Source organism: Arthrobacter sp. FW306-2-2C-D06B (assembly GCF_021789175.1).
Classification (GTDB): Bacteria; Actinomycetota; Actinomycetes; order Actinomycetales; family Micrococcaceae; genus Arthrobacter.
The window spans coordinates 3365919-3385678 of sequence record NZ_CP084560.1; the positions used below are offsets into that span (position 1 = coordinate 3365919).

The following is a 19760-nucleotide window of genomic DNA, read 5'->3' on the forward strand; positions in this document are numbered from 1 at the left end:
TAGCCAAGGGAGGTTATGCCCGGCGGCGCTGCAAAACGTCGTCGAGGTTGCTGAGCGCGCTCTGAGGCTTGCCGTGCTGCGCCTGGACCGACGGGGCCGCGGACGGCACGCTGGCCGGCTTCAATGTCGGCTTGCCGAGAGGCTTGGGAGCGTCAGGCAAGTCGAGGGGTTCTGGTGCCGGCCGAGGCGCCTTGGCCGCGTCGACGTATGTTGGTTTGGGAACGTCCACCGGCTGCCATTCGGATTCCTTGGATTCCGCCGTAAACCGGACAGTGTTGTCGCCGGCGGCGACGGCAACATTGAGGGCAGCCTGACGAAGTTCGACGGCGGTAAGGCGGGTCGCTTCCCGGGCATGGGCTTCGGCGTCGAAGATCTTGGTAGCCGGGCGGTCCGAGGCCGGAGGACCTACGCTGGGGCTCTCAACCGTGGGGCCCATTGCGTTGCGGAAGGCCCTGTTCATCTTCGCTCTGCGGTCCCTGATGGCCAGCCGGCGAAGCAGGAAGACGGTCCCGACCACGCCGACGATGGATACCAATGGCACCCAGCCCGAAACGAGGCCCAGAATGCGCAGCACGCCGGAAACGGCTGCCGTGAGTAACAGGAGGAGACCGGCGAGAGCAAGGGCGCAGCGCCCGTATCTGACTTTGAAGGCCGCTGTGTCCGATGCAGCATCACGCCGTTCGCCGGCGCCAGCCGATACCTCGGGCAATGCGGTTGCGGTGCTCTGCATGGTTTCCATTGCTTTCTCCTGCCGAGGGGTGATTGACAGAACCACCCCGGCTTGCGGTTCATGAGCGTCTTCGTGGATCACATCTGCTGGCATGTCACCGGCCACTTGGACGTGGTTGTGACGATTCCGCAGTATGTATGGCGCAACCCAAACAATCCACAGCGCGACAGCAATGACCAATATCACCGAGCTGCTGAGAGGGAAGTCCACAATCAAAACCGTAGAAGCAAATACGCGGAGGCCGCCGCATTGCCCACGGTGTGTCGCCGGAGAGTCGGCAAATCAATGGATTTACCGACTCTCGTACACCCAGCGGACTAGTTGGCCCCGCGTCTCAGCCAAGCAGCCAGCAAACCCCCAGGGATCTCCTCCGAGGTCAACGCAAAGCTTCGATGGTCAGCCCATTCGCCGTTGATGTGAAGGAAACGCTCACGGCGGCCTTCGTCTCGGAATCCCAGCTTCTCAACGACCCGCAGGCTCGGCCCGTTCTCGGGCCGGATGTTGATCTCCATCCGGTGAAGGCCAAGGGCCTCAAAGCAATGGTCGGTCGCCATGGCAACCGCAGTAGGCGCTATTCCGCGACCGGCCCGGGCCTGGTCGACCCAATAGCCAAGGGTGGCCGTCATCGCCGATCCCCACATAATCGAGGAGACCGTCAACTGCCCGACGATCCTGGGCTCCGGGAACCCCGGAATGCGCTCCGTGATCACAAACGGAAGGGCACTGGCTTGCCGAGCCTGCGCGTTCAGGGAAGCCACCATCTGCCGGTAGTTCGGCAGGCGACCGCCAGGGGCCGGGTTGGAGGCTTCCCAAGGCGCCAGCCACTCACTATTGCGCGAGCGGACCTCGGTCCATTCCTTCTTGTCCCGGAAATGAATGGGACGCAAGATGAGGTCGCCGCTCTCCAGCGTCACCGGCCAAATGGCCGACCCCCACACGGGCAGCTACTCGCTGAGGCCGGCAGTAAAGCCAGGCAACCACTCACGCAAGCCCGGCCCGAGGTCCTCACTGTCGCACGCAAGCTGGACGCAGGCTTTGAGGTAGCTGAGCTTGTCCCCGGTATCGTATCGACGGCCGCGGAAGACGACTCCGTAGACGCCGCTACCTTCGCCGTCGCCCGCAGCGAGTACTTGAAGCGCATCCGTCAGCTGGATCTCTCCCCCACGGCCCGGTTCGGTTTTCTCGAGAACGTCGAAAACCGAGGGGTGAAGCACGTAGCGGCCGATCACGGCCAAGTTGGACGGAGCTTCATCGACAGCGGGCTTTTCCACAAGTTGCTTGATGCGGACGTAGCCGTCCTCGCCGATATCTTCAATGTCCGCACAGCCGTAGGCGCTGATCTGGGAGGGCTCGACTTCGATGAGGGCCACAACGGAACCACCGGTTTTGTGCTGGACCTCGATCATGTCGCTCAGGAGTGTGTCCCGCGCGTCGATAAGGTCGTCACCGAGAAGAACGGCAAAAGGTTCGTACCCGACATGCTGCTTTGCACGCAACACTGCGTGTCCCAGCCCTTTGGGGTCACCCTGACGGACGTAGTGAATGTCGCCGAGGTTACTGGTAGCCTGCACCGACTCCAGCTTGGTGGTGTCACCCTTGGCCTCGAGGGTCGCTTCCAAAGCCGGTACCCGGTCGAAGTGGTCCTCCAACGCACGTTTGTTGCGGCCTGTGATCATGAGGACGTCGTTGAGTCCCACGCTCACGGCTTCTTCGACGACATATTGGATGGCCGGCTTGTCGACTACCGGGAGCATCTCTTTGGGCATGGCTTTTGTAGCAGGCAGGAACCTGGTGCCGAGTCCGGCAACGGGGATAACGGCCTTGCGGACGGTGCAGTTGTTGGAAGTCACCGGACTAATCTAACGGAAGGAGCTGGACATTGGGCAAAAGGAACCTGTGCGGATAGAAGCGACTCCACTATTTCTTCCCCCTCCCCAAGCTGCAAAGCTGCGTGAACAGGAGCAAAAATGACTTTGAAAGACGATATCCGCCGGGACTACCGCAAGCGCCGGCTGACTTTGACAAGGCAACAGCGGGTTGACGCTGGAACCGGGATTGCCCTCGGTGGCCTCTCCTGGGCGGATTCCGTTGCCCGGGGGAAACCGTCGACTTTTGCCGCCTATCTCGGAGTAGCCGCCGAGCCGCCGACAATGCCCTTGCTTGCGGCGCTCCACGCCGCCGGCCACAGGATCCTTCTTCCCGTCTGTGAACCGGAACGGCGTCTGAGCTGGGTCTATTGGACACCGGATACGGCCTTTGTCCGCTCAAAGTACGCACCGATTGACGAGCCGGTGGGCGAACGATTCGACAGCGACGTCATCAGGGATGCCACTGGAATCTTCCTCCCGGCCACCGCTGTCGATGAAGACGGAAACCGTATCGGCCAAGGGGGCGGTTACTACGATCGGCTCCTTGACAAGCTCGACGCCGATGGGCAGCGTCCGCCGACTGTCGCCGTCGTATATGACCACGAAGTGCTGGCCGCGGGGACGATCCCGGCCGAACCGTTCGACAAGCCGGTGGCGGAGGCACTTACCCCCTACCGGATCGTCCGGCTGGTTCCGGCCGATTGATCGGGGCTTCAGGCCTGTCTACTCCGCCACATTTTGTGGTAGCGGCCCCGACTCCGGATGATAGAATTGGCACTCAGGCCCTGGGACTGCTAATGGACGGAACAATCCGCCTTGGCAGCACAGGACCTGTAGTTCGTCCCGGAGGAGGATCACCAGTGCCCACATATGCCTATGCCTGCAAAGACTGCGGACATGCCTTTGACATCGTTCAGTCGTTCACGGACAGCTCCCTGTCCGACTGCCCTGAATGCCAAGGGTCGTTGCGTAAGAAGTTCAACAGCGTGGGCGTCGTCTTCAAGGGATCGGGCTTCTACCGCACCGACTCCCGGGACTCCAAGGGAAGCACCGTTTCGGCCGCTCCCGCCTCACCAGCTGCGCCTTCGGCTCCAGCGTCGGTTCCGGCGGCTGCCGCGAGCTGATTGCGGTTTCCAGTCGCTCCCGGTTTTCCACATAGCTCAACGTTCCACATAGCTCATAAAGCCCTGCCGCGGGCCCGCGGACCCGGTTAGCGTGGCACCATGCCCGCAATCCCGAACGTACCCCCGGATCCCATGTCCGCCGGATCATTGTCGCTTCCGCGCGATAAACTCCTCGCACCGATCAGCAGGGCCCGCACCCGCCGTCTCCAGGCTCTTCCCTTCAGGGCCGGCGGACATCGGGGCGCTAGCGCGGGACCATCCAAACACCGCAGCTTCGGTAGCTGGTTAAACCGCAACCGTCGCCTCGTCGTGGCGCTCCTGCTATGCGTGGCCGCCGGGATCGCAGTCCATCAACTGACTCCCGCTTCGGAGCAACGAGCCACGGTCCTGGCCGCCGCGCGGGATCTTCCCGCCGGGTCCGCCTTGACGGATACCGACCTCAAGCCCCTCGCTGTCCTTCCTGATGGAATTCCAGCCGGGGCACTCACCCCGGGAACCGGATACGGCGGAAAGCAGCTTGCCTCGCCGCTGCGGAAGGGGCAGATCCCCACAGACGCCCAACTCCTGGGACCGGGCCTGCTGACCGGGACCGCACTCGCGACGGCGGCCGTTCCACTTCGCATGGCCGATCCCGCTTCAATTCAGCTCATCTCGTCCGGCCAGTTGGTCAACGTTGTGCTCACCGTGGCAGACGGACTTGAAGGGCCAGGCAAGAAATCCGAACTCTTGGCATCTGCGGTGCCGGTTTTGTGGACATCCGCGCAAGGAGGCAAAGCGAACCAATGGTTGGGCACGAACGAGGCGGACGGCCTTGTGGTTGTCGCCGCCAATCCGCAGCAGGCCGAAATCCTCGCCGGAGCTTCCACTCGCGGGAAACTGTTCTTTGTCCTCGTCAATCCCTCTGACAACCTGTCATGAAATATTCAGCCCCAGTGCGGGGGCCTTTGTTCCTTCAGCCAAGCGTCATGGTCGTAGCCGGGCTCATCACCCCAGCGGCGCGGATCGTCCTCGGAGGCTTTCTTGGGCAGAATGCTTTCTTCCACCTGCTTCCGCTCGGGCGCGGGCTTCACTCTTGTTTTCTCCTGCTCGTCCAACTCGATGTCAGCGCCTACCGCATCGGCACTGGCGTCCGCAGGGTGCTTGGATTGAGTGCTTTTGCTTTCCGCCATTGCGCTTCCTTAGGGGATCGCCGGTCCCGGGCCAGGGCCTTCGGTACTGCCGGGTCCGGCCGCGGCCGACTCCGCCTGTCTGTTCAGTTCCAATTGTTCAACATCAATGTCCAGGAATCCATCGTGGACTGCACCGTACGAGGGTGCTATCGGCTTCTCCAGTCCCAAGTAGGACCCGATGCGGTCAGCGCAGGACGAAGGATCAGTGAATACTTCAATGGTCCACAATGACATGTAACGCCAGCCAAGTCGTTCCAGCAATTGGGGCCGCAGCCGGCTGCGCTCCCTGACGCTCATGCGGCGGTATCGTTCCGTGCCATCGGATTCAATGGCCACCGGGGTGGGCATTTCGGTGTCATCACGGCCTATGGTGTGCACGGGGTCTGCTGCCGCGGCAATGTCCAAGGCTCCGTCGTAGTGGTGCCACACCCGGGCTCCACGGGCACGGAGTCGCTCGCCCAGATCCGCCACCAAAGGATCCTCACCGAGCGCTTGCTCGCTGGCAGCAGCCCTGGTGGCAGGTGTCCCCAGTTCCGAATTCCCGGACAGTTCACGGTCAAGGAGTTCATGGAATTCAACGGCGCCGTGAGCCAGCCGGTCCAGATCGAGGTCCTCCGGGCGGAAGCAGCTCAGGACGTGCAACGATCTCCGGGAACGGGTCATTGCCAAGGCAAACTTGTTTCGCCCGCCTTCGACGGACAGGGGCCCGAAACTGTGGAGGGCCCTGCCATGGGGAGTGCGCCCGAAGCCCAAGGAGAAGATGATATGGTCGCGGACCAGTCCCTGTGCGCGCTCCAAGTCCACCACGCGGAAGGACTCCGCACCGGCGTTGAAGAAACCCGACAATAGCGGATAGTTGGGAAGCTGGAGCCTGATGGCTTCGCCGATCCTTGCCGCATGGCGAAGGCTTGCGGTGACCACGGCGAGCGAGGTCCGCGGCCGAAGGCTTGCATGTTGAAACACCAGGTCAACCACGCGGTTCACTTCGGCGGCGACCGATTCAACACCTTCGTGATCCGCCCCGGGCAAGCCGGTGCCATCCGGGATGTATTCAACTACTACCGAGCGGTCCAGCCCCGTCACGGATTGCCCGTCCGGCAGCCGACGCAGCCCGCCGTTGTAGTAGTTCTTGCTCAACTGGAGCACCAGATCTTCGTCAACCGCCCGATACACCCAGTTCAACTGCCACGTGGGCAGGACCCGGGCCAAAGCACTGAATGCGCTATCCACGGTGTCCTGGCTGGCGGCACCGGCCATGGGCGGCTCCACCGCGACGCTGAAAGTGCGGGCATTGGCGATCTTCGCGTCGCCAAAGGCAACCACTTGCTGGGCTCGGGCGATGGCCGGCAGCACGGCCTGCAGGGATGTGCTCTCGGCGTCGAGAATCACCACCGCATCGAATTTCTGCTCTGCGGGCAAGAGGCTGGTCAGCAGGTACGGGCTGATGGACCACACGGGAACCAAGCGGGACACAAGGGCAGGCGCCTGGGCGCTGAGCGCCGAGAGAGTAACGCGGCCATCCTTGATCAGGTTCCTGAGGAGTTCCGACTGGCGGGGATGTTCAGCAATTCCTGCCCGCCACATTTCGGCGAGTTTCCACCGGAGCCGGGCGGCTCCGCTGGCGATGTGCGCATGGTCGGCCAAGCGGTACTCCGCTTCGAGGCGGCGGAGGGAATCCCCGTCGGACATCGCGAGATAGTCGTCACCGCTGATCATCGCTTCCAGGGCAGACTGCCACCAGGCGAGGTCAAGTTCCGCGGCAACGGATTCGGCGGGCACTTCGCGTTCAGCCAGGTCAGCAAGAAGCTCGGCGAGTCCGTGCTCGCGCATATCCTCGACCAGAAGCGTGCGCTCCGGGAGCGTCTCAAGGGTTCCCGTGTCCGCCACAAGGCGCTCAAGACGGTCCATGAGATCTTCGTATCGGCTCGCGTGGAGGTCGCCGCCACCGGTCGTGTGTTTGAGGCAATCGCCCAGACGGCGCAGATCCCGGTCCAGTTCACGGTAGCTGGCGCCGAGGTCCGCAAGTCCGGAGGGCACTGCCGGATGGCGCTGGCTGGTCGCGTACTGGGCCCAGAGTGCCCGCTGTTCCTGAACGAGCGCCAAGGAACTGTGCAGATCCGCAATGTGGACACCGGGGCGGACATATTCCTTCGCCACGCGACGCAAGCGGGAGCGCTGCATCGAGGGCATCTCGACTCCCCGCTCTCTGCGCCAAGCCGAGGTACCGGTAGCCGAAATCAGATCGTGGACCGGCCGGTCAAAAATATCAGGGGTGAATTTGTCCAGGCTTTCCCGCACCGCCATCAGGAGCTCGAGCTGCGCGCCCCATTCGGCGAAGTTCGCCCCAAGCCGGATTTCGGAGTGCTCCGCAACCTGGTTCATCCGATCCCGCAGCCGGGGAAGTTGCTCGGCGGCACTGCTGGCCAGTTGCTGGGCTTCCTCGGTCTCCTTGCGCGTGACCAGACGCGCGCCGTACCAGGGGCTCGACGTCGATGCACGGCTGAAGCTGCCAAGCTCGGCAGCGCGTCGGAGTCTTTCAGCCAGCTCGGCCCGGTCTTTGATATTGTCCAGCACGCTGCGCTTCAAGCGGACCGTCGTGGCGGGGGCTGGGTGGATGGAGGTCAGTTCCGCGAGGGACTGCATTGCCTGGTAGGGAGAGCATCCCCAGCGCTGACGCACGTTGTGCAAAGACGCGACATGGTCCATGAGCGCATGGCGGTGCTCGGTCAGGGTCTTGTGGAGATTCGCGAGTTGCGGTTCCAGCGACTTTTCGTTGCGGATAATCGCGCTGACCAGCTGGCCCTTGAGCTGCTGTGGCGTGGCGCCGTTGCCCGGCCTGAACAGCATCGATTCAAGGCCCAGGGCTTCAAAATGAGCCGCCAGGCCGTTGAGGCTCGCCCGCCGGTCACCCACCACAAGCACCGATTTCCCCTCGTTGACGAGGGCACCGATCGCGTTGATGGCCGTCTGTGTCTGGCCACTGCCTGGCGGGGTGCTCACCACCAGCGAATCCCCTGCCCGGACGGCATCCACGACGTATTGCTGATCCGAGTCGGCATCCAGGAGGAGCGATTCTTCGGCGGGGTCGCGCTCGTCGAGGTTCGGGAACCGTCCGGATTTGATGGGTTCGGGTTCCACTTCGCCGCCGTTGGCGGCTTCAAACAGGGAGGCAACGACGCTGCTGTTCTCGTTGATCCAGGGGTCATCCAAGTTCCCGGACAGATCCGCCAGCGTCGTGATGAGGAGATTGGGGGTTACTTCCGCACCGTGGATCGGTTGTACCAGTGTGGCAAGACGGTCGAGGACCGGCAGGGGGTCAAGGCGCGCGGTGTTGTAGGCCATGCGGCTCACCGCGTTGACGTCAAAGACGATTCCATGGACGGTCTTCAAGTGCCGGACCAACGCCGGGTTGATGCCCGCTTGTTCGGTCAGTTGCAGCTCGTAGTCATCTTCGCCCGGCCGCGCCGTGAGCGAGATGGCGGCCAACATCACAGGGGCGGAGACTCGCTGGGGCTTCCCGCCGACAGCCGAGGTCCACACGACCGTGCCGCAGGACAGATAACCGGCGTCGATCCCCCGGTCGTTTCCCAGTTCGAAGATCTTCGAGCGAAGGTTCCTGGCGGCACGCGCGGCAACAAGATACTGCTGGCGATCGCGGATCAGGGTGGAAAGCCGGGTCCGACGCCCGGCGAGGAGCTGTGCCAGGCCCGAGGGGTGGCCGTTGCTGAGGTCTATCGAACCTTCCGGCGTCTTGACGAAGCGCAGCATGGTGTCCGCGCCAGTCACGGGCTTGAGCCCTGACAGCCATTTCCGGAGCTCTGCAGAACTCTCTTCATGGCTTTGACCTACTGACACCGCTGCCTTCTTTTCTGTTATAGCTCGAGACGACTTGGACCAAATCGGCATACTTTCGAGGGTAGCGGGAATCGACCGGCAGTCCGCACCGCAACACTGGTGCAAAGGCAAATTAGCCCTGATTTCAGGGGAAATACAAAGTGACCGGCCTCTGGAACAGAGACCGGCCACTCAGAAAGCTATTCCCACTCGATGGTTCCCGGCGGCTTGCTGGTGACATCAAGTACCACGCGGTTGACGCCGTCAACCTCGTTCGTGATCCTGTTGGAGATCCTGGCGAGCAGGTCATACGGGAGCCTCGACCAGTCGGCAGTCATGGCGTCCTCGGAGGAAACAGGGCGCAGCACGATCGGGTGTCCGTAGGTGCGGCCATCGCCCTGAACGCCAACGCTCCGGACGTCGGCCAGCAGTACGACAGGCATTTGCCAGACGTCATTGTCGAGTCCAGCCGCCGTCAGTTCGGCCCGCGCGATGGCGTCCGCCTTGCGAAGGAGGTCGAGCCGTTCCTTGGTCACCTCGCCGACGATGCGGATACCCAGGCCCGGTCCGGGGAACGGCTGGCGTCCGACGATTTCCTGCGGCAAGCCGAGCTGCGCACCGACGGCACGAACCTCGTCCTTGAACAGCGCGCGGAGCGGCTCAACGAGTTCGAACTGCAGGTCCTCAGGCAAGCCGCCCACGTTGTGATGGCTCTTGATGTTCGCGGCACCTTCGCCGCCGCCGGATTCGACGACGTCCGGGTACAGGGTGCCCTGCACGAGGAACTTGATGCTCTCGCCTTCGGACGCAGCCTCGGCGATGATGGCCCGTTCTGCTTCCTCGAACGCACGAATGAACTCGCGGCCGATGATCTTGCGCTTGGTCTCGGGATCGCTGACCCCGGCCAGGGCGGACAGGAACCGCTCCTGCTCGTTGGCGACGTAGAGTTTGACGCCGGTTGCGGCAACGAAGTCGCGCTCGACCTGTTCGGCTTCGCCTTCGCGCAGCAAGCCATGGTCCACGAATACACAGGTCAGTTGATCGCCCACGGCGCGCTGCACGAGGGCTGCGGCCACGGCCGAGTCGACGCCGCCGGAGAGGCCGCAGATGACCTTCGAATCGCCGATCTGCCGGCGGATCCGGTCCACTTGCTCTTCGAGGATGTTGCCGGTGGTCCAGTTCGGCTTCAGGCCGGCTCCGTTGAACAGGAAGTTCTCCAGGACCTGCTGTCCGTGGACAGAGTGCTTTACTTCCGGGTGCCACTGCACGCCGTAGAGATGCTTCTCTTCGTTCGCGAAAGCAGCCACAGGTGCGCCCGCGGTGGTGGCCAGGACCTCGAAGCCGTCAGGAGCCTCGTGAACGGAGTCTCCGTGGCTCATCCAGGTGTTCTGGGAGTCCGGAACACCCGCAAGGATGGAGCGCGCTTCGCCAACGGTCGTGGCCTCGGTGGCGCCGTACTCCCGCAAACCGGTCTGTGCGACCTTTCCGCCGAGCGCGTTCGCCATGGCCTGGAAGCCGTAGCAAATACCGAAGACCGGGACGCCGGCCTCGAAAAGGTCCGCGCCAACCCTCGGGGCACCCTCGGCATAAACGCTTGAAGGTCCGCCGGAGAGGATGATCGCTGCCGGGTTCTTGGCCAGAAGCTGCTCGGTGGTGAACGTGTGCGGAACAATTTCCGAGTACACATTCGCTTCACGGACGCGGCGGGCAATCAGCTGCGCGTACTGGGCACCGTAGTCAACAACCAGCACCGGCTTCTGGGAAGTCTGAGCTTCAGAACTGAAGGGTGCGGTGGGAGTAGTCACCGTAACAGCCTACTTTGCCGGATGCCCCGGTGCACCTTGAAACCGGTCGTGAAGCCCGGAACCAGCTCCGAAAACAGTCCGACGTTAGCGATCTCACAATCCGCGCGGGGCTACGCCTGTCAGTAGCGCTTGGACGCCTGCGGATTCGCGGCGAGCTCCATCTCTACCTCCGAGTGGAACTTCTTCTCCACGATGAAGGACATGAGAGGAACAACGCCGCCCAAGGCGAGCAGGATGAGCTTCGTGAACGGCCAGCGCATGAGCGACCACAAGCGGAAATCCGAGATGAGGTACAGCACGTACATCCAGCCGTGGACGATCAGGACGCCCACGGAGACATTGACTCCGCCCAGCACCGCCTTGGACTCGGCGTCGGCGAATCCGAAACCGAAGGGCTGACCGGTGATCGCGCTGGTACCGCCGGCAAAGAGATACACGCCGAACGCATAGCGTGCAACGAGCTCGGCGCACAGGAGCAGCAGCATGGTGCCGGTGAGGTAGGCCATGACTTTGTAGAACTTCAGGGCCGAGCGGATCTGGGCCGTCGTTCCACCGAAGCGGCGTTTCTTGGCCGCGCTTGGCTTCGCGGCGGATTCTCCGGACTGTTCGGGCTGGATGGCCGGTTTGGGCTCAATCATGGCTTTACCTGTTCTGGCTTGGTAATTGCTGGCAAATCGTCGGACGGGAATTCGTCGTCGGGCTCGTCCTCGTCTTCCTCGAGGGTGCGCCGGTAGTCATCGGCCACCATCCGCCACCAGATGTAGAGGGCGAATCCTGCAAAGACCACCCATTCCACGGAGTAGAAGAGGTTGAGCCAATTGATCTGTTGGTTGGGTGGTTGGGCCGGGATATTCAAGGGCTTCAGCTGCGCCGGAAGCGCGAGGGCCTTGCCCGCCGATACTTCCGATGTCGCGGCGACGAAGCCGGGATAGCTTGAGACTTCCCAAGTGTTGATGAGTTCGGCGACCGAAACCGCTGAGGCTCGACCCGCTCCGGCGTCGACGTTTGGCACCGGCGCCTCGGACGGCAGGAGCCGTCCGGTCAGTTCAATGGTGCCCGACGGCGGCGGCCCGGCTTGGGCGGGATCGGCTACCCAGCCGCGGGCCACGGGGATCCAGGTCTTCGCGGTCGCGCCGACACCGTGGAGGGCGGGGGCGCCATCGACCGCAAACGCGGTCACTACCCAGTACCCTTTTTGCCCGGCGAGCAGCCGGCCCTCCACAAGGACCTGCTTGGCGGGATCGTAACTACCCTTCGCGCTGACCATTTGGTCTGACGCCGAACCCGGGAAGAACGTTCCGGGCTGCAATTCCCCGGTAAGCGGCTTGACTTGCTCCACCGCGGGGTCGTCAACCGGGACATCGCTCTGGGTGGATCTGCCGAACTGCCACTGGCTGAGCAGCACAAACACCCCGGAGAGCAGGAGCGCGAAGACAAGTCCTGCGATCCAGCGGGGCTTCAGAGCGGTTTTCAACACCCCTTAACCGTACTTCGCCAAGCTGTAGAACAGCTAAACGGGCGGGTCCCTTCCCGTAGGGCCAACCTTAGTGGTCGAAGAACACCAGGCTGGAGTTGATCAGTTCGGCGATGACTTCGGGATCGTGGGCGCGCCTGAGGGATTCCCTGAACGATTCCTTGGACAGGGAGCGGGCCAAGGTCGCGAGGACTTCCAAGTGGTCCGAGAATGAACTGGCGGGCGTAGCGATGAGGAGGACAAGCGTGGCCGGTCCGTCGCTGGCACCGAAGTCCAATGAGTGACCGAACTTCGTGACACCGACGGCAATGGAGACCCGGGAAACAAACTCGCTGCGGGCGTGCGGAAGGCCAATGCCGCCCGGCAGCCCGGTGGCAAGCTGGTGTTCGCGCGAGTTGACGACTTCGAGGAAGCCCTCAAGGTCCGTGATACGCCCGGCGGCGTAGAGCCGTTCCGCGAGCTGCCCTGCGGCATCCGTTTTGTCGACCGCTTCCATCTCCAGGATGACGGTCTCCGGCGTTGTCAGTTCGGCATCGTACGGGTCCAGTGGTTCCGCCAAGTCGTTTTCCCTCCAGTGTGGCCAGCCAACCCGGGCCGCTCAGCGGAGGGGAACGATGTCATCGACACCCATGCGCGCAGCATCGGCCGATTCGTCGTCGGGCTGCTGTTGGCTGAGCCGTTCAGCTTCCACCCGGGCCAGGTAGTGCTTGATTTCGCTTTCCCGCTGCGCGTCGCTCCAGCCAAGAATTTCTCCCATCAGCTTAGCGACAACAGGGACAGCGGAAACACCTCTGTCCCACGACTCGATCGAGATTCGGGTGCGTCGGGTCAGGACGTCATGCACATGCCGTGCACCCTCGTGGGTCGCGGCGTAGACGACCTCGGCCGCCAAATAGTCGTCTGCCCCCGGCAGCGGCTCGGCCATTGCCGGGTTGTCCTTGATGATGGCGAGGACTTCCGGGGTCATGGAACCGTATCGGTTGAGCAAATGTTCCACCCTCGCGACGTGGACTCCGGCCTCATCAGCGGTTCTTGCCCGCCGGTTCCATGCAGCTTTGAACCCCTCGGCGCCCAGGAGCGGGATGGTATCGGTGCAGCTCGCGGGAACGCGCTCGTCCATGGCGCGGGTCGCTTCGTCCACCGCGTCCTTCGCCATGACCCGGTACGTGGTGAACTTGCCGCCCGCAACCACCACTAGTCCCGGAACGGGGTGCGCTACGACGTGTTCGCGTGAAAGTTTGGCCGTGGAGTCGCTCTCCCCCGCCAGCAGCGGGCGGAGGCCCGCGTATACGCCCTCAACATCCTCACGGGTCAGGGGCCGCTTCAAGACACGGTTGACGTGTTCAAGAACATAGTCGATGTCCTTTGTGGATGCGGCAGGATGCGCCTTGTCGAGCTTCCAGTCGGTGTCCGTCGTACCGATGATCCAGTGCCGCCCCCAGGGGATGACGAACAGCACGGATTTTTCAGTCCTCAGGATCAATCCCACCGTGGACTGGAAGCGGTCGCGCGGGACCACAAGGTGTATGCCTTTCGAAGCGCGGACCTTGAGCTGGCCGCGATCCGTCACCATGGCCTGGGTCTCGTCCGTCCAGACTCCCGTGGCATTGACCACTTGTTTGGCGCGGACTTCGATGATGCTGCCGTCTTCCTGGTTTTCCACCTTCGCGCCCACTACGCGTTCGCCCTCGCGGACGAACGACACCACGCGCATCCTGTTCACGGCGTGCGCCCCGTAATGTGCCGCGGTGCGGACGACGTTGACCACCAGCCTGGCGTCGTCGACCTGTGCATCGTAGTAGCGGATGGAGCCGACGAAAGCATCGCTCTTGAGGCTGGGCGCTGCCCTCAGTGTTCCGCGCCGGAAGAGGTGTTTGTGCATCGGCACACCGCGGCTGTGGCCGGAGGTGAGGCCAAGCGTGTCATAGAGGAAGATCCCGGCACCAACATAGGGCCGCTCCCAAAAACGCCTGGTCAGCGGGTACAGGAACGGAACCGGCCGGACAAGGTGGGGTGCGATCAGTTGGATCAGCAATCCGCGTTCCTGGAGAGCCTCCTGGACCAGGGCGAAGTCCAGCATTTCCAGGTATCGCAAACCCCCGTGAATCAGCTTCGAGGACCTGGACGACGTTCCCGAAGCCCAGTCCCGGGCCTCGACGATGCCCACGGACAAGCCGCGGGTCACCGCGTCCAAAGCCGCACCGGCCCCGACCACGCCTCCCCCGACAATCAGGATGTCGAGTTCCTTGCCGGGCTCGGTGGTTCCTTTGAGAACTTCGATGGATCTGGCCCGCGCCTGCGGACTCAATGCACCTGTTGATGCATCATCCCTTTGCGAACCATCTGCAACACTGCTCATTGGACGCCTCCCATCGCACAAAGCCCGTAGTTCCCCACACTACTTCTTGTCCAGCGGCTTGGGCAGGGTTTTCGCGGGCCCGCTAAGGCGGCCCGGGCGTAAGCTACCGGCCCGAGTAAGGCGAGACGACGACGTCGACCCGCTGGAACTCCTTCAGGTCCGAATAGCCGGTGGTCGCCATGGAACGGCGAAGCGCGCCAATCAGGTTGGAGGTGCCGTTGGTGTGGTGGCCCGGCCCGAAGAGCACTTCTTCGAGGGGACCCACAGTGCCGACATTGACCCTGTCACCGCGGGGCAGCTCAAGGTGGTGGGCTTCCTGGCCCCAGTGCCAGCCCTTGCCCGGGGCTTCTTCCGCACGGGCCAAAGCGCTGCCGAGCATGACGGCGTCGGCGCCCATGGCGATGGCTTTGACGATGTCGCCCGAAGAACCCATGCCGCCGTCGGCGATCACGTGCACGTACCGTCCACCGGACTCATCCATGTAGTCGCGGCGGGCAGCAGCGACATCGGAAATGGCGGACGCCATCGGCGAATGGATACCGAGCGCACGGCGCGTCGTGGTCGTTGCGCCGCCGCCGAAGCCCACCAGGACGCCGGCCGCTCCGGTACGCATGAGGTGCAGGGCCGGGGTGTAGCCGGCGGCCCCGCCGACGATCACAGGGACGTCGAGTTCGTAGATGAATTGCTTGAGGTTCAGGGGCTCGTGGTTCTTGGAGACGTGTTCGGCCGAGACGGTGGTGCCCCGAATCACAAAGATGTCGACGCCGGCGGCCACCACGGTCTTGTAGTGCTCCTGGGTGCGCTGCGGTGTCAGCGAGCCGGCCACCGTCACTCCCGATGCTCGGATTTCCGCGAGCCTCGTGGTGATCAGTTCGGGCTGGATGGGCGCCTTGTAGAGCTCCTGCATGCGACGCGTGACCGTCGGGCTGGCCGTTTCATCCGCAAGGGCAGAGATTTCGTCCAGCACGGCCTGGGGGTCCTCGTACCGAGTCCACAAGCCCTCAAGGTCCAGGACGCCCAGGCCGCCCAGCCGGCCAAGGGCGATGGCCGTTTCAGGCGACATCGCAGAGTCCATGGGTGCGGCGATCACTGGCATCTCAAACTTGTAGGCATCAATCTGCCATGAGACGGAAACGTCCTTGGGGTCGCGCGTCCGGCGGTTGGGGACGATCGCGATGTCATCCAGGGAGTAGGCACGACGCCCACGCTTGCCACGGCCAATCTCAATCTCGTAAGTCACTGCTCTAGGTTATCCCAGTGCGGCGCGATGTACCGGCAGGGTGACGCACACCATGACGACAAGGCGATGCCTTGTAAACAGGCGAGCCCGCCACCTCCATGAGGGAGGTGGCGGGCTCGCTTTGGACTGCCTAGGACAGGAATTACGCCTAGCGGGAACCGTAGTTCGGAGCCTCGACGGTCATCTGGATGTCGTGCGGGTGGGACTCCTTCAGCCCGGCCGCAGTGATGCGCACGAACTTCCCGCGTGCCTTGAGTTCGGCGATGGTCGGAGCACCCGTGTAGAACATGGTCTGGCGGAGGCCGCCGACCAGCTGGTACGCCACCGAGGAGAGCGGGCCGCGATAGGCTACGCGGCCTTCGATGCCCTCCGGGATGAGCTTGTCGTCACCGGAAACGTCCGCCTGGAAATAGCGGTCCTTCGAGTAGGACGTGTTCTTGCCACGGGACTGCATGGCACCGAGGGAACCCATGCCGCGGTAGCTCTTGAACTGCTTGCCGTTCACGAAGATCAGCTCACCCGGCGACTCGTCGCAGCCAGCCAGCAACGAGCCGAGCATGACGGTGTCGGCGCCGGCCACGAGGGCCTTGCCGATATCGCCCGAGTACTGCAGGCCGCCGTCGGCGATCAGCGGAACGCCGGCAGGGATGGCTGCCTTCGAGGACTCGTAGATGGCCGTGATCTGGGGGACGCCCACACCGGCAACAACGCGGGTGGTGCAAATGGAGCCCGGGCCCACGCCCACCTTGATGCCGTCGGCACCGGCGTCGATCAGTGCCTGGGCGCCTTCACGGGTGGCGGCCTGGCCACCGATGATGTCAACGTGGGCAGCAACGGGGTCCGACTTCAGGCGCGTGATCAGGTCCAGGACACCCTGCGAGTGGCCGTTGGCGGTGTCCACGAACAGTGCGTCGACGCCGGCGTCGATCAGGGTCATGGCCCGTTCCCAGCCATCGCCGAAGAACCCGATGGCAGCGCCGACGCGGAGTCGGCCTTCCTCGTCCTTCGTCGCGAGCGGGTACTGCTCGGCTTTGGTGAAGTCCTTGGTGGTGATAAGGCCCTTGAGGCGTCCCTGCTCGTCAACGAGGGGCAGCTTCTCGATCTTGTTGGTGGCCAGCTTGTGCGAGGCTTCTTCGCGGCTGATTCCGACGTGGCCCGTGATGAGCGGCATCTTGGTCATCACGTCGCTGACAAGCCGCAGCGGGAAGTCGGACTCCGGCACGAAGCGGGTGTCGCGGTTGGTGACAATACCCAGCAGGCGGCCGTCCGGGTCAATGACAGGCAGGCCGGAAACCCGGTAACGCGAACACAGTTCGTCCAGTTCCTGAAGGGTGGCTTCCGGGTGGATGGTCAGGGGGTTGGTGATCATCCCGGACTCGGAGCGCTTGACGCGGTCGACGTGGTCGGCCTGGTCTTCAATGGACAAGTTCCGGTGGATGACGCCGAGGCCGCCCTGGCGGGCCATGGCGATGGCCATACGGGACTCGGTGACGGTGTCCATGGCGGCGGACAGCAACGGCGTCTGGACCGAAATCCGCTTGGAGATCCGGGAGGAAGTATCAGCTTCGGACGGAATGACGTTGGTGTGGCCCGGCAGCAGCAGGACGTCGTCGTAGGTCAGGCCAACAAAGCCAAAAGGATCGTGTTCGGGCTGGGTCATGAGTGCGCCTCTTACCTTGGTTCTTGGGGGTTGCTCTGGTAGGGGTTGCAGCTGATGACCAGCCCGTCATTACGGGACTGGCCTGTGCAGAAAGGTTCTGAATAAATAGTAGAACCTCGCTGCCAATCCCCATATTCCGCGAGGGCAATGTGAGCAACAGCACCCGGCGCCCGCGCCCGGGCGGCCCGGCCGCATAGCTCGGGCTGGCTAGCTCCATCCGGTCGCGGCCAGCCACCGGTCCCTGAACATAGGCGCCATGCTCGCAACATAGGTCTTGGAGAGGTGGTTGTTGTCCAAGTAGACAAAGGTGTTTCCTACAACGCCAGGGCATTCGCTGCCGTTACAAATCAGATCGGTCATGTCCAGTATGGACAAGCCGACGTACTTGCCTTGTAGTGATGCCAGCGGGTTTTGCGGCGCAAGCAGCTGGGCCTCACCGGGATTGCAGTCGGGGCTGTGCTGTCCTTTGACCGCGACGCAATCTGCCATGTTGAAGTCGAACCTCGGGTTGTCACGAACGGCAATGACGGATATGCCTTTGTCTGTGAGCATCTTCACGGTGTCTTCAAACCCGACAGTCAATTTTTCATCGGGTGATGATGGGACGGCTGCGGTTCCCACGAGGAACACCGCACTTGGCGGGTGCTCATCGATTTGCTGGCGAACGGCGTCATCAAATTCCTTGCATTCCGAGTTTAGCCCCGAGGTGTCCACCGTAAATGGACAACCCCCCAGCAGCAGGTGATACAGGCGCCATTGCTCTTGCTCGGCCAAAGGAGCCAAAGCGGCCAACCACTGTTGTGCATGCGAGTCCCCGAGCGCCAGGATGGTCCGAGCCGAGCCTGCAGCCTGATTGTTCTGGCCACACCCCGGTTGGAGGACTTTCGAAGCAGGTTTCAGATCCCCTGTGCACTGGCCCGACAAGCTTGCCCAGTCCTGTGGCAACTTTTCCGGGGTAGGAAGGAGAGCCGCTTTCGGGCTCACTTCGTTGACAAAGCCGGGCACCAAGGCGGCCGCCCCCGGGTTGTCTTTTTCTGCCTGGTCCATCGCAATCTTGGCGCTCACGTACTGCTGCACATTGAATGCGAGCAACGGAACGACGGCGACGGCCAAGCAGGCGACCGTCGCAATGGCGGCACGCCGCCGGTTCACTTCCGGCCATTTCCACTCCCGCAATGGCTTCTCGACAAACTTTGTGGTGAGGAAAGCCAAAACCAGGGCGGCCGCAATGATCACAGTCCCCGAGAGCCACCCGGCCTGGTCTTTGCCGGTCCAGATGAGAGAGATGACCAGCAGCGGCCAATGCCACAGATACAACGCGTAGGAGTTGTCGCCCAGGCGTACGAGAGGCTTGGAGCTCAGGATCCGGTCAACACCGAAACGGCTGCCTGTCTGGCCAGCAACAATAACGCAGGCCGCGGCCAGGGTGGGCCAGAGTGCCACGAAGCCAGGGAATGCCGTCTGGACCTGGAGCACGATCCCACAGCTCAACATTGCCAGGATGCCCACCCAGCCCATCATCACGCGGACGGGCTTCGAGAACCTCAACGCCGGCAGGATGAGGGCAACCAGCGTTCCTACGGCGAATTCCCACAGCCTGGCGAAAGTGTCGAAATAGGCGGTCGTTTGGTCCGTTGCGGTCGCAATGACGGAGTACGTAAGCGACACCGCGAAAACTAGGCCGAACACATACAGTAATGCGATCCGATACCGAAGACGGTACTTCTTACAAGCCAGGGCAACGAGCGCGAAAATAACCGGCCACAGGATGAAGACCTGGCCTTGGATCGAGAGCGACCAGAAATGCTGCAGCGGACTCGCCTGGCTATGATCCGCGGCGTAGTAGTTGACTGCCTCCCGCTGAAGTAGCCAGTTCTGGACGTAGAAAAGCGATGCCCAGACCTGGTCAACCAAAGCTGCCCATCGGGTCTTGGGGAGCACCACGAAAATTGCGGCCAATGTACCCAGCAGAACGACCACAGTGGCCGGAATCAGCCTGCGGAACAGGTGAAGCCAGTGCCTCAGCAGGTCCATGGGGCGGCCCTGCTCATAACGGCTTGTGAACTGCAGTGTCATCAAGAAAGCAGAGACCAAAAGGAAAACATCGACGCCACCGGAAACGCGACCGAACCACACGTGGTACGACACCACCATGAGCACGGCAAGCGAGCGCAGGCCTTGGATTTCGGGGCGGAACTTCGACTTTCGGCTGGTGTTACTGGAACGACTCTGCCCCTTGATGGAAGCTGCCGTTTGCACAGTTGACACCACAATGCCCCTCAAAGTCCTAGATCGAATCATGAATCTTACTGATTCGTAATGTTCAATGCCAATCGAAAATTCATCCGAGCAGCACTTGTCGTTCAATTGAGCCATACCTAGCTGGGCGTTCACAGGGTGATTGCCCGGTACCAACTGTGGGCCCGCCTGCGGGGAAACGGCGGGCCAAATGCAGGAGGCCCGGCCCCCAAAGGGGACCGGGCCTCGCGCATCGAGC

Annotated in this window: 16 protein-coding genes; 3 read left to right on the forward strand and 13 right to left on the reverse strand. The window is 62.8% G+C overall.

The genetic code is table 11. The features are described 5' to 3' along the window. Positions 1 to 13: 13 nt before the first annotated feature. From LFT47_RS15685 to galU, 3 genes are all read right to left on the reverse strand, one after another. On the reverse strand, positions 14 to 739 hold the full coding sequence (locus LFT47_RS15685) for a hypothetical protein (RefSeq protein ID WP_336885416.1): 726 nt from the start codon (positions 737 to 739) through the stop codon (positions 14 to 16). 308 nt (positions 740 to 1047) lie between these two features. Beyond that, positions 1048 to 1668: a GNAT family N-acetyltransferase gene (locus LFT47_RS15690; RefSeq protein WP_236812169.1), complete on the reverse strand. Its 621-nt coding sequence runs from the start codon at positions 1666 to 1668 to the stop codon at positions 1048 to 1050. 6 nt (positions 1669 to 1674) lie between these two features. Beyond that, positions 1675 to 2580: a UTP--glucose-1-phosphate uridylyltransferase GalU gene (gene galU, locus LFT47_RS15695; protein ID WP_236812170.1), complete on the reverse strand. Its 906-nt coding sequence runs from the start codon at positions 2578 to 2580 to the stop codon at positions 1675 to 1677. A 117-nt stretch (positions 2581 to 2697) separates the two neighbouring features. On the opposite strand from galU, the gene LFT47_RS15700 reads away from it, so the two are divergent. The 3 genes from LFT47_RS15700 to cpaB all read left to right on the forward strand — a co-directional run bounded on the left by LFT47_RS15700 (position 2698) and on the right by cpaB (position 4640). Next, positions 2698 to 3303 (forward strand): 5-formyltetrahydrofolate cyclo-ligase, encoded by a 606-nt coding sequence (locus tag LFT47_RS15700; protein ID WP_236812172.1) that lies wholly within the window; start codon positions 2698 to 2700, stop codon positions 3301 to 3303. 155 nt (positions 3304 to 3458) lie between these two features. Then, positions 3459 to 3722 carry an FmdB family zinc ribbon protein gene (locus tag LFT47_RS15705; protein WP_236812174.1) on the forward strand — a complete coding sequence of 88 codons (264 nt, stop codon included), beginning with the start codon at positions 3459 to 3461 and terminating at the stop codon, positions 3720 to 3722. A gap of 99 nt (positions 3723 to 3821) precedes the next feature. After that, positions 3822 to 4640 (forward strand): Flp pilus assembly protein CpaB, encoded by an 819-nt coding sequence (gene cpaB, locus LFT47_RS15710; RefSeq protein ID WP_336885417.1) that lies wholly within the window; start codon positions 3822 to 3824, stop codon positions 4638 to 4640. A 5-nt stretch (positions 4641 to 4645) separates the two neighbouring features. On the opposite strand, the gene LFT47_RS21540 is transcribed toward cpaB, so the two are convergent. The 10 genes from LFT47_RS21540 to LFT47_RS15755 all read right to left on the reverse strand — a co-directional run bounded on the left by LFT47_RS21540 (position 4646) and on the right by LFT47_RS15755 (position 19531). Beyond that, positions 4646 to 4891 (reverse strand): hypothetical protein, encoded by a 246-nt coding sequence (locus LFT47_RS21540; RefSeq protein ID WP_442863407.1) that lies wholly within the window; start codon positions 4889 to 4891, stop codon positions 4646 to 4648. A gap of 9 nt (positions 4892 to 4900) precedes the next feature. Next, a complete protein-coding gene (locus LFT47_RS15715; protein WP_442863408.1) occupies positions 4901 to 8797 on the reverse strand; it encodes an AAA family ATPase in 3897 nt (1298 codons plus the stop codon). 128 nt (positions 8798 to 8925) lie between these two features. Further along, a complete protein-coding gene (gene guaA, locus LFT47_RS15720; RefSeq protein WP_236812176.1) occupies positions 8926 to 10530 on the reverse strand; it encodes a glutamine-hydrolyzing GMP synthase in 1605 nt (534 codons plus the stop codon). Between the two features lie 119 nt (positions 10531 to 10649). Next, positions 10650 to 11168 (reverse strand): DUF3817 domain-containing protein, encoded by a 519-nt coding sequence (locus LFT47_RS15725; protein WP_236812178.1) that lies wholly within the window; start codon positions 11166 to 11168, stop codon positions 10650 to 10652. Further along, positions 11165 to 12007, reverse strand: coding sequence for an SURF1 family protein (locus LFT47_RS15730; protein ID WP_236812180.1), 843 nt, complete (start codon positions 12005 to 12007; stop codon positions 11165 to 11167). The genes LFT47_RS15725 and LFT47_RS15730 overlap by 4 nt, the downstream gene beginning before the upstream one ends. A gap of 67 nt (positions 12008 to 12074) precedes the next feature. Continuing rightward, positions 12075 to 12563, reverse strand: a complete 489-nt coding sequence (locus tag LFT47_RS15735) for a PTS sugar transporter subunit IIA (protein ID WP_236812181.1) — start codon at positions 12561 to 12563, stop codon at positions 12075 to 12077. 39 nt (positions 12564 to 12602) lie between these two features. After that, the gene (locus LFT47_RS15740) at positions 12603 to 14363 is read right to left on the reverse strand and encodes a glycerol-3-phosphate dehydrogenase/oxidase (protein ID WP_236812183.1); all 1761 of its coding nucleotides are present in this window, start codon (positions 14361 to 14363) and stop codon (positions 12603 to 12605) included. 103 nt (positions 14364 to 14466) lie between these two features. Beyond that, complete coding sequence (locus LFT47_RS15745; RefSeq protein ID WP_236812185.1) at positions 14467 to 15603, reverse strand: GuaB3 family IMP dehydrogenase-related protein; 1137 nt, start codon at positions 15601 to 15603, stop codon at positions 14467 to 14469. A gap of 148 nt (positions 15604 to 15751) precedes the next feature. Beyond that, positions 15752 to 17263, reverse strand: coding sequence for an IMP dehydrogenase (guaB, locus tag LFT47_RS15750; protein WP_236812187.1), 1512 nt, complete (start codon positions 17261 to 17263; stop codon positions 15752 to 15754). A gap of 207 nt (positions 17264 to 17470) precedes the next feature. Beyond that, complete coding sequence (locus LFT47_RS15755; RefSeq protein ID WP_442863409.1) at positions 17471 to 19531, reverse strand: acyltransferase family protein; 2061 nt, start codon at positions 19529 to 19531, stop codon at positions 17471 to 17473. Between the last annotated feature and the right edge of the window lie 229 nt (positions 19532 to 19760).

Bases quoted from the DNA above. Each gene is read 5' to 3' on its own strand.
- LFT47_RS15685 (WP_336885416.1), bottom strand. From the start codon at position 739: ATGGAAACCATGCAGAGCACCGCAACCGCATTGCCCGAGGTATCGGCT.
- LFT47_RS15700 (WP_236812172.1), top strand. From the start codon at position 2,698: ATGACTTTGAAAGACGATATCCGCCGGGACTACCGCAAGCGCCGGCTG.
- cpaB (WP_336885417.1), top strand. From the start codon at position 3,822: ATGCCCGCAATCCCGAACGTACCCCCGGATCCCATGTCCGCCGGATCA.
- LFT47_RS21540 (WP_442863407.1), bottom strand. From the start codon at position 4,891: ATGGCGGAAAGCAAAAGCACTCAATCCAAGCACCCTGCGGACGCCAGT.
- LFT47_RS15715 (WP_442863408.1), bottom strand. From the start codon at position 8,797: ATGCCGATTTGGTCCAAGTCGTCTCGAGCTATAACAGAAAAGAAGGCA.
- LFT47_RS15725 (WP_236812178.1), bottom strand. From the start codon at position 11,168: ATGATTGAGCCCAAACCGGCCATCCAGCCCGAACAGTCCGGAGAATCC.
- LFT47_RS15740 (WP_236812183.1), bottom strand. From the start codon at position 14,363: ATGAGCAGTGTTGCAGATGGTTCGCAAAGGGATGATGCATCAACAGGT.
- guaB (WP_236812187.1), bottom strand. From the start codon at position 17,263: ATGACCCAGCCCGAACACGATCCTTTTGGCTTTGTTGGCCTGACCTAC.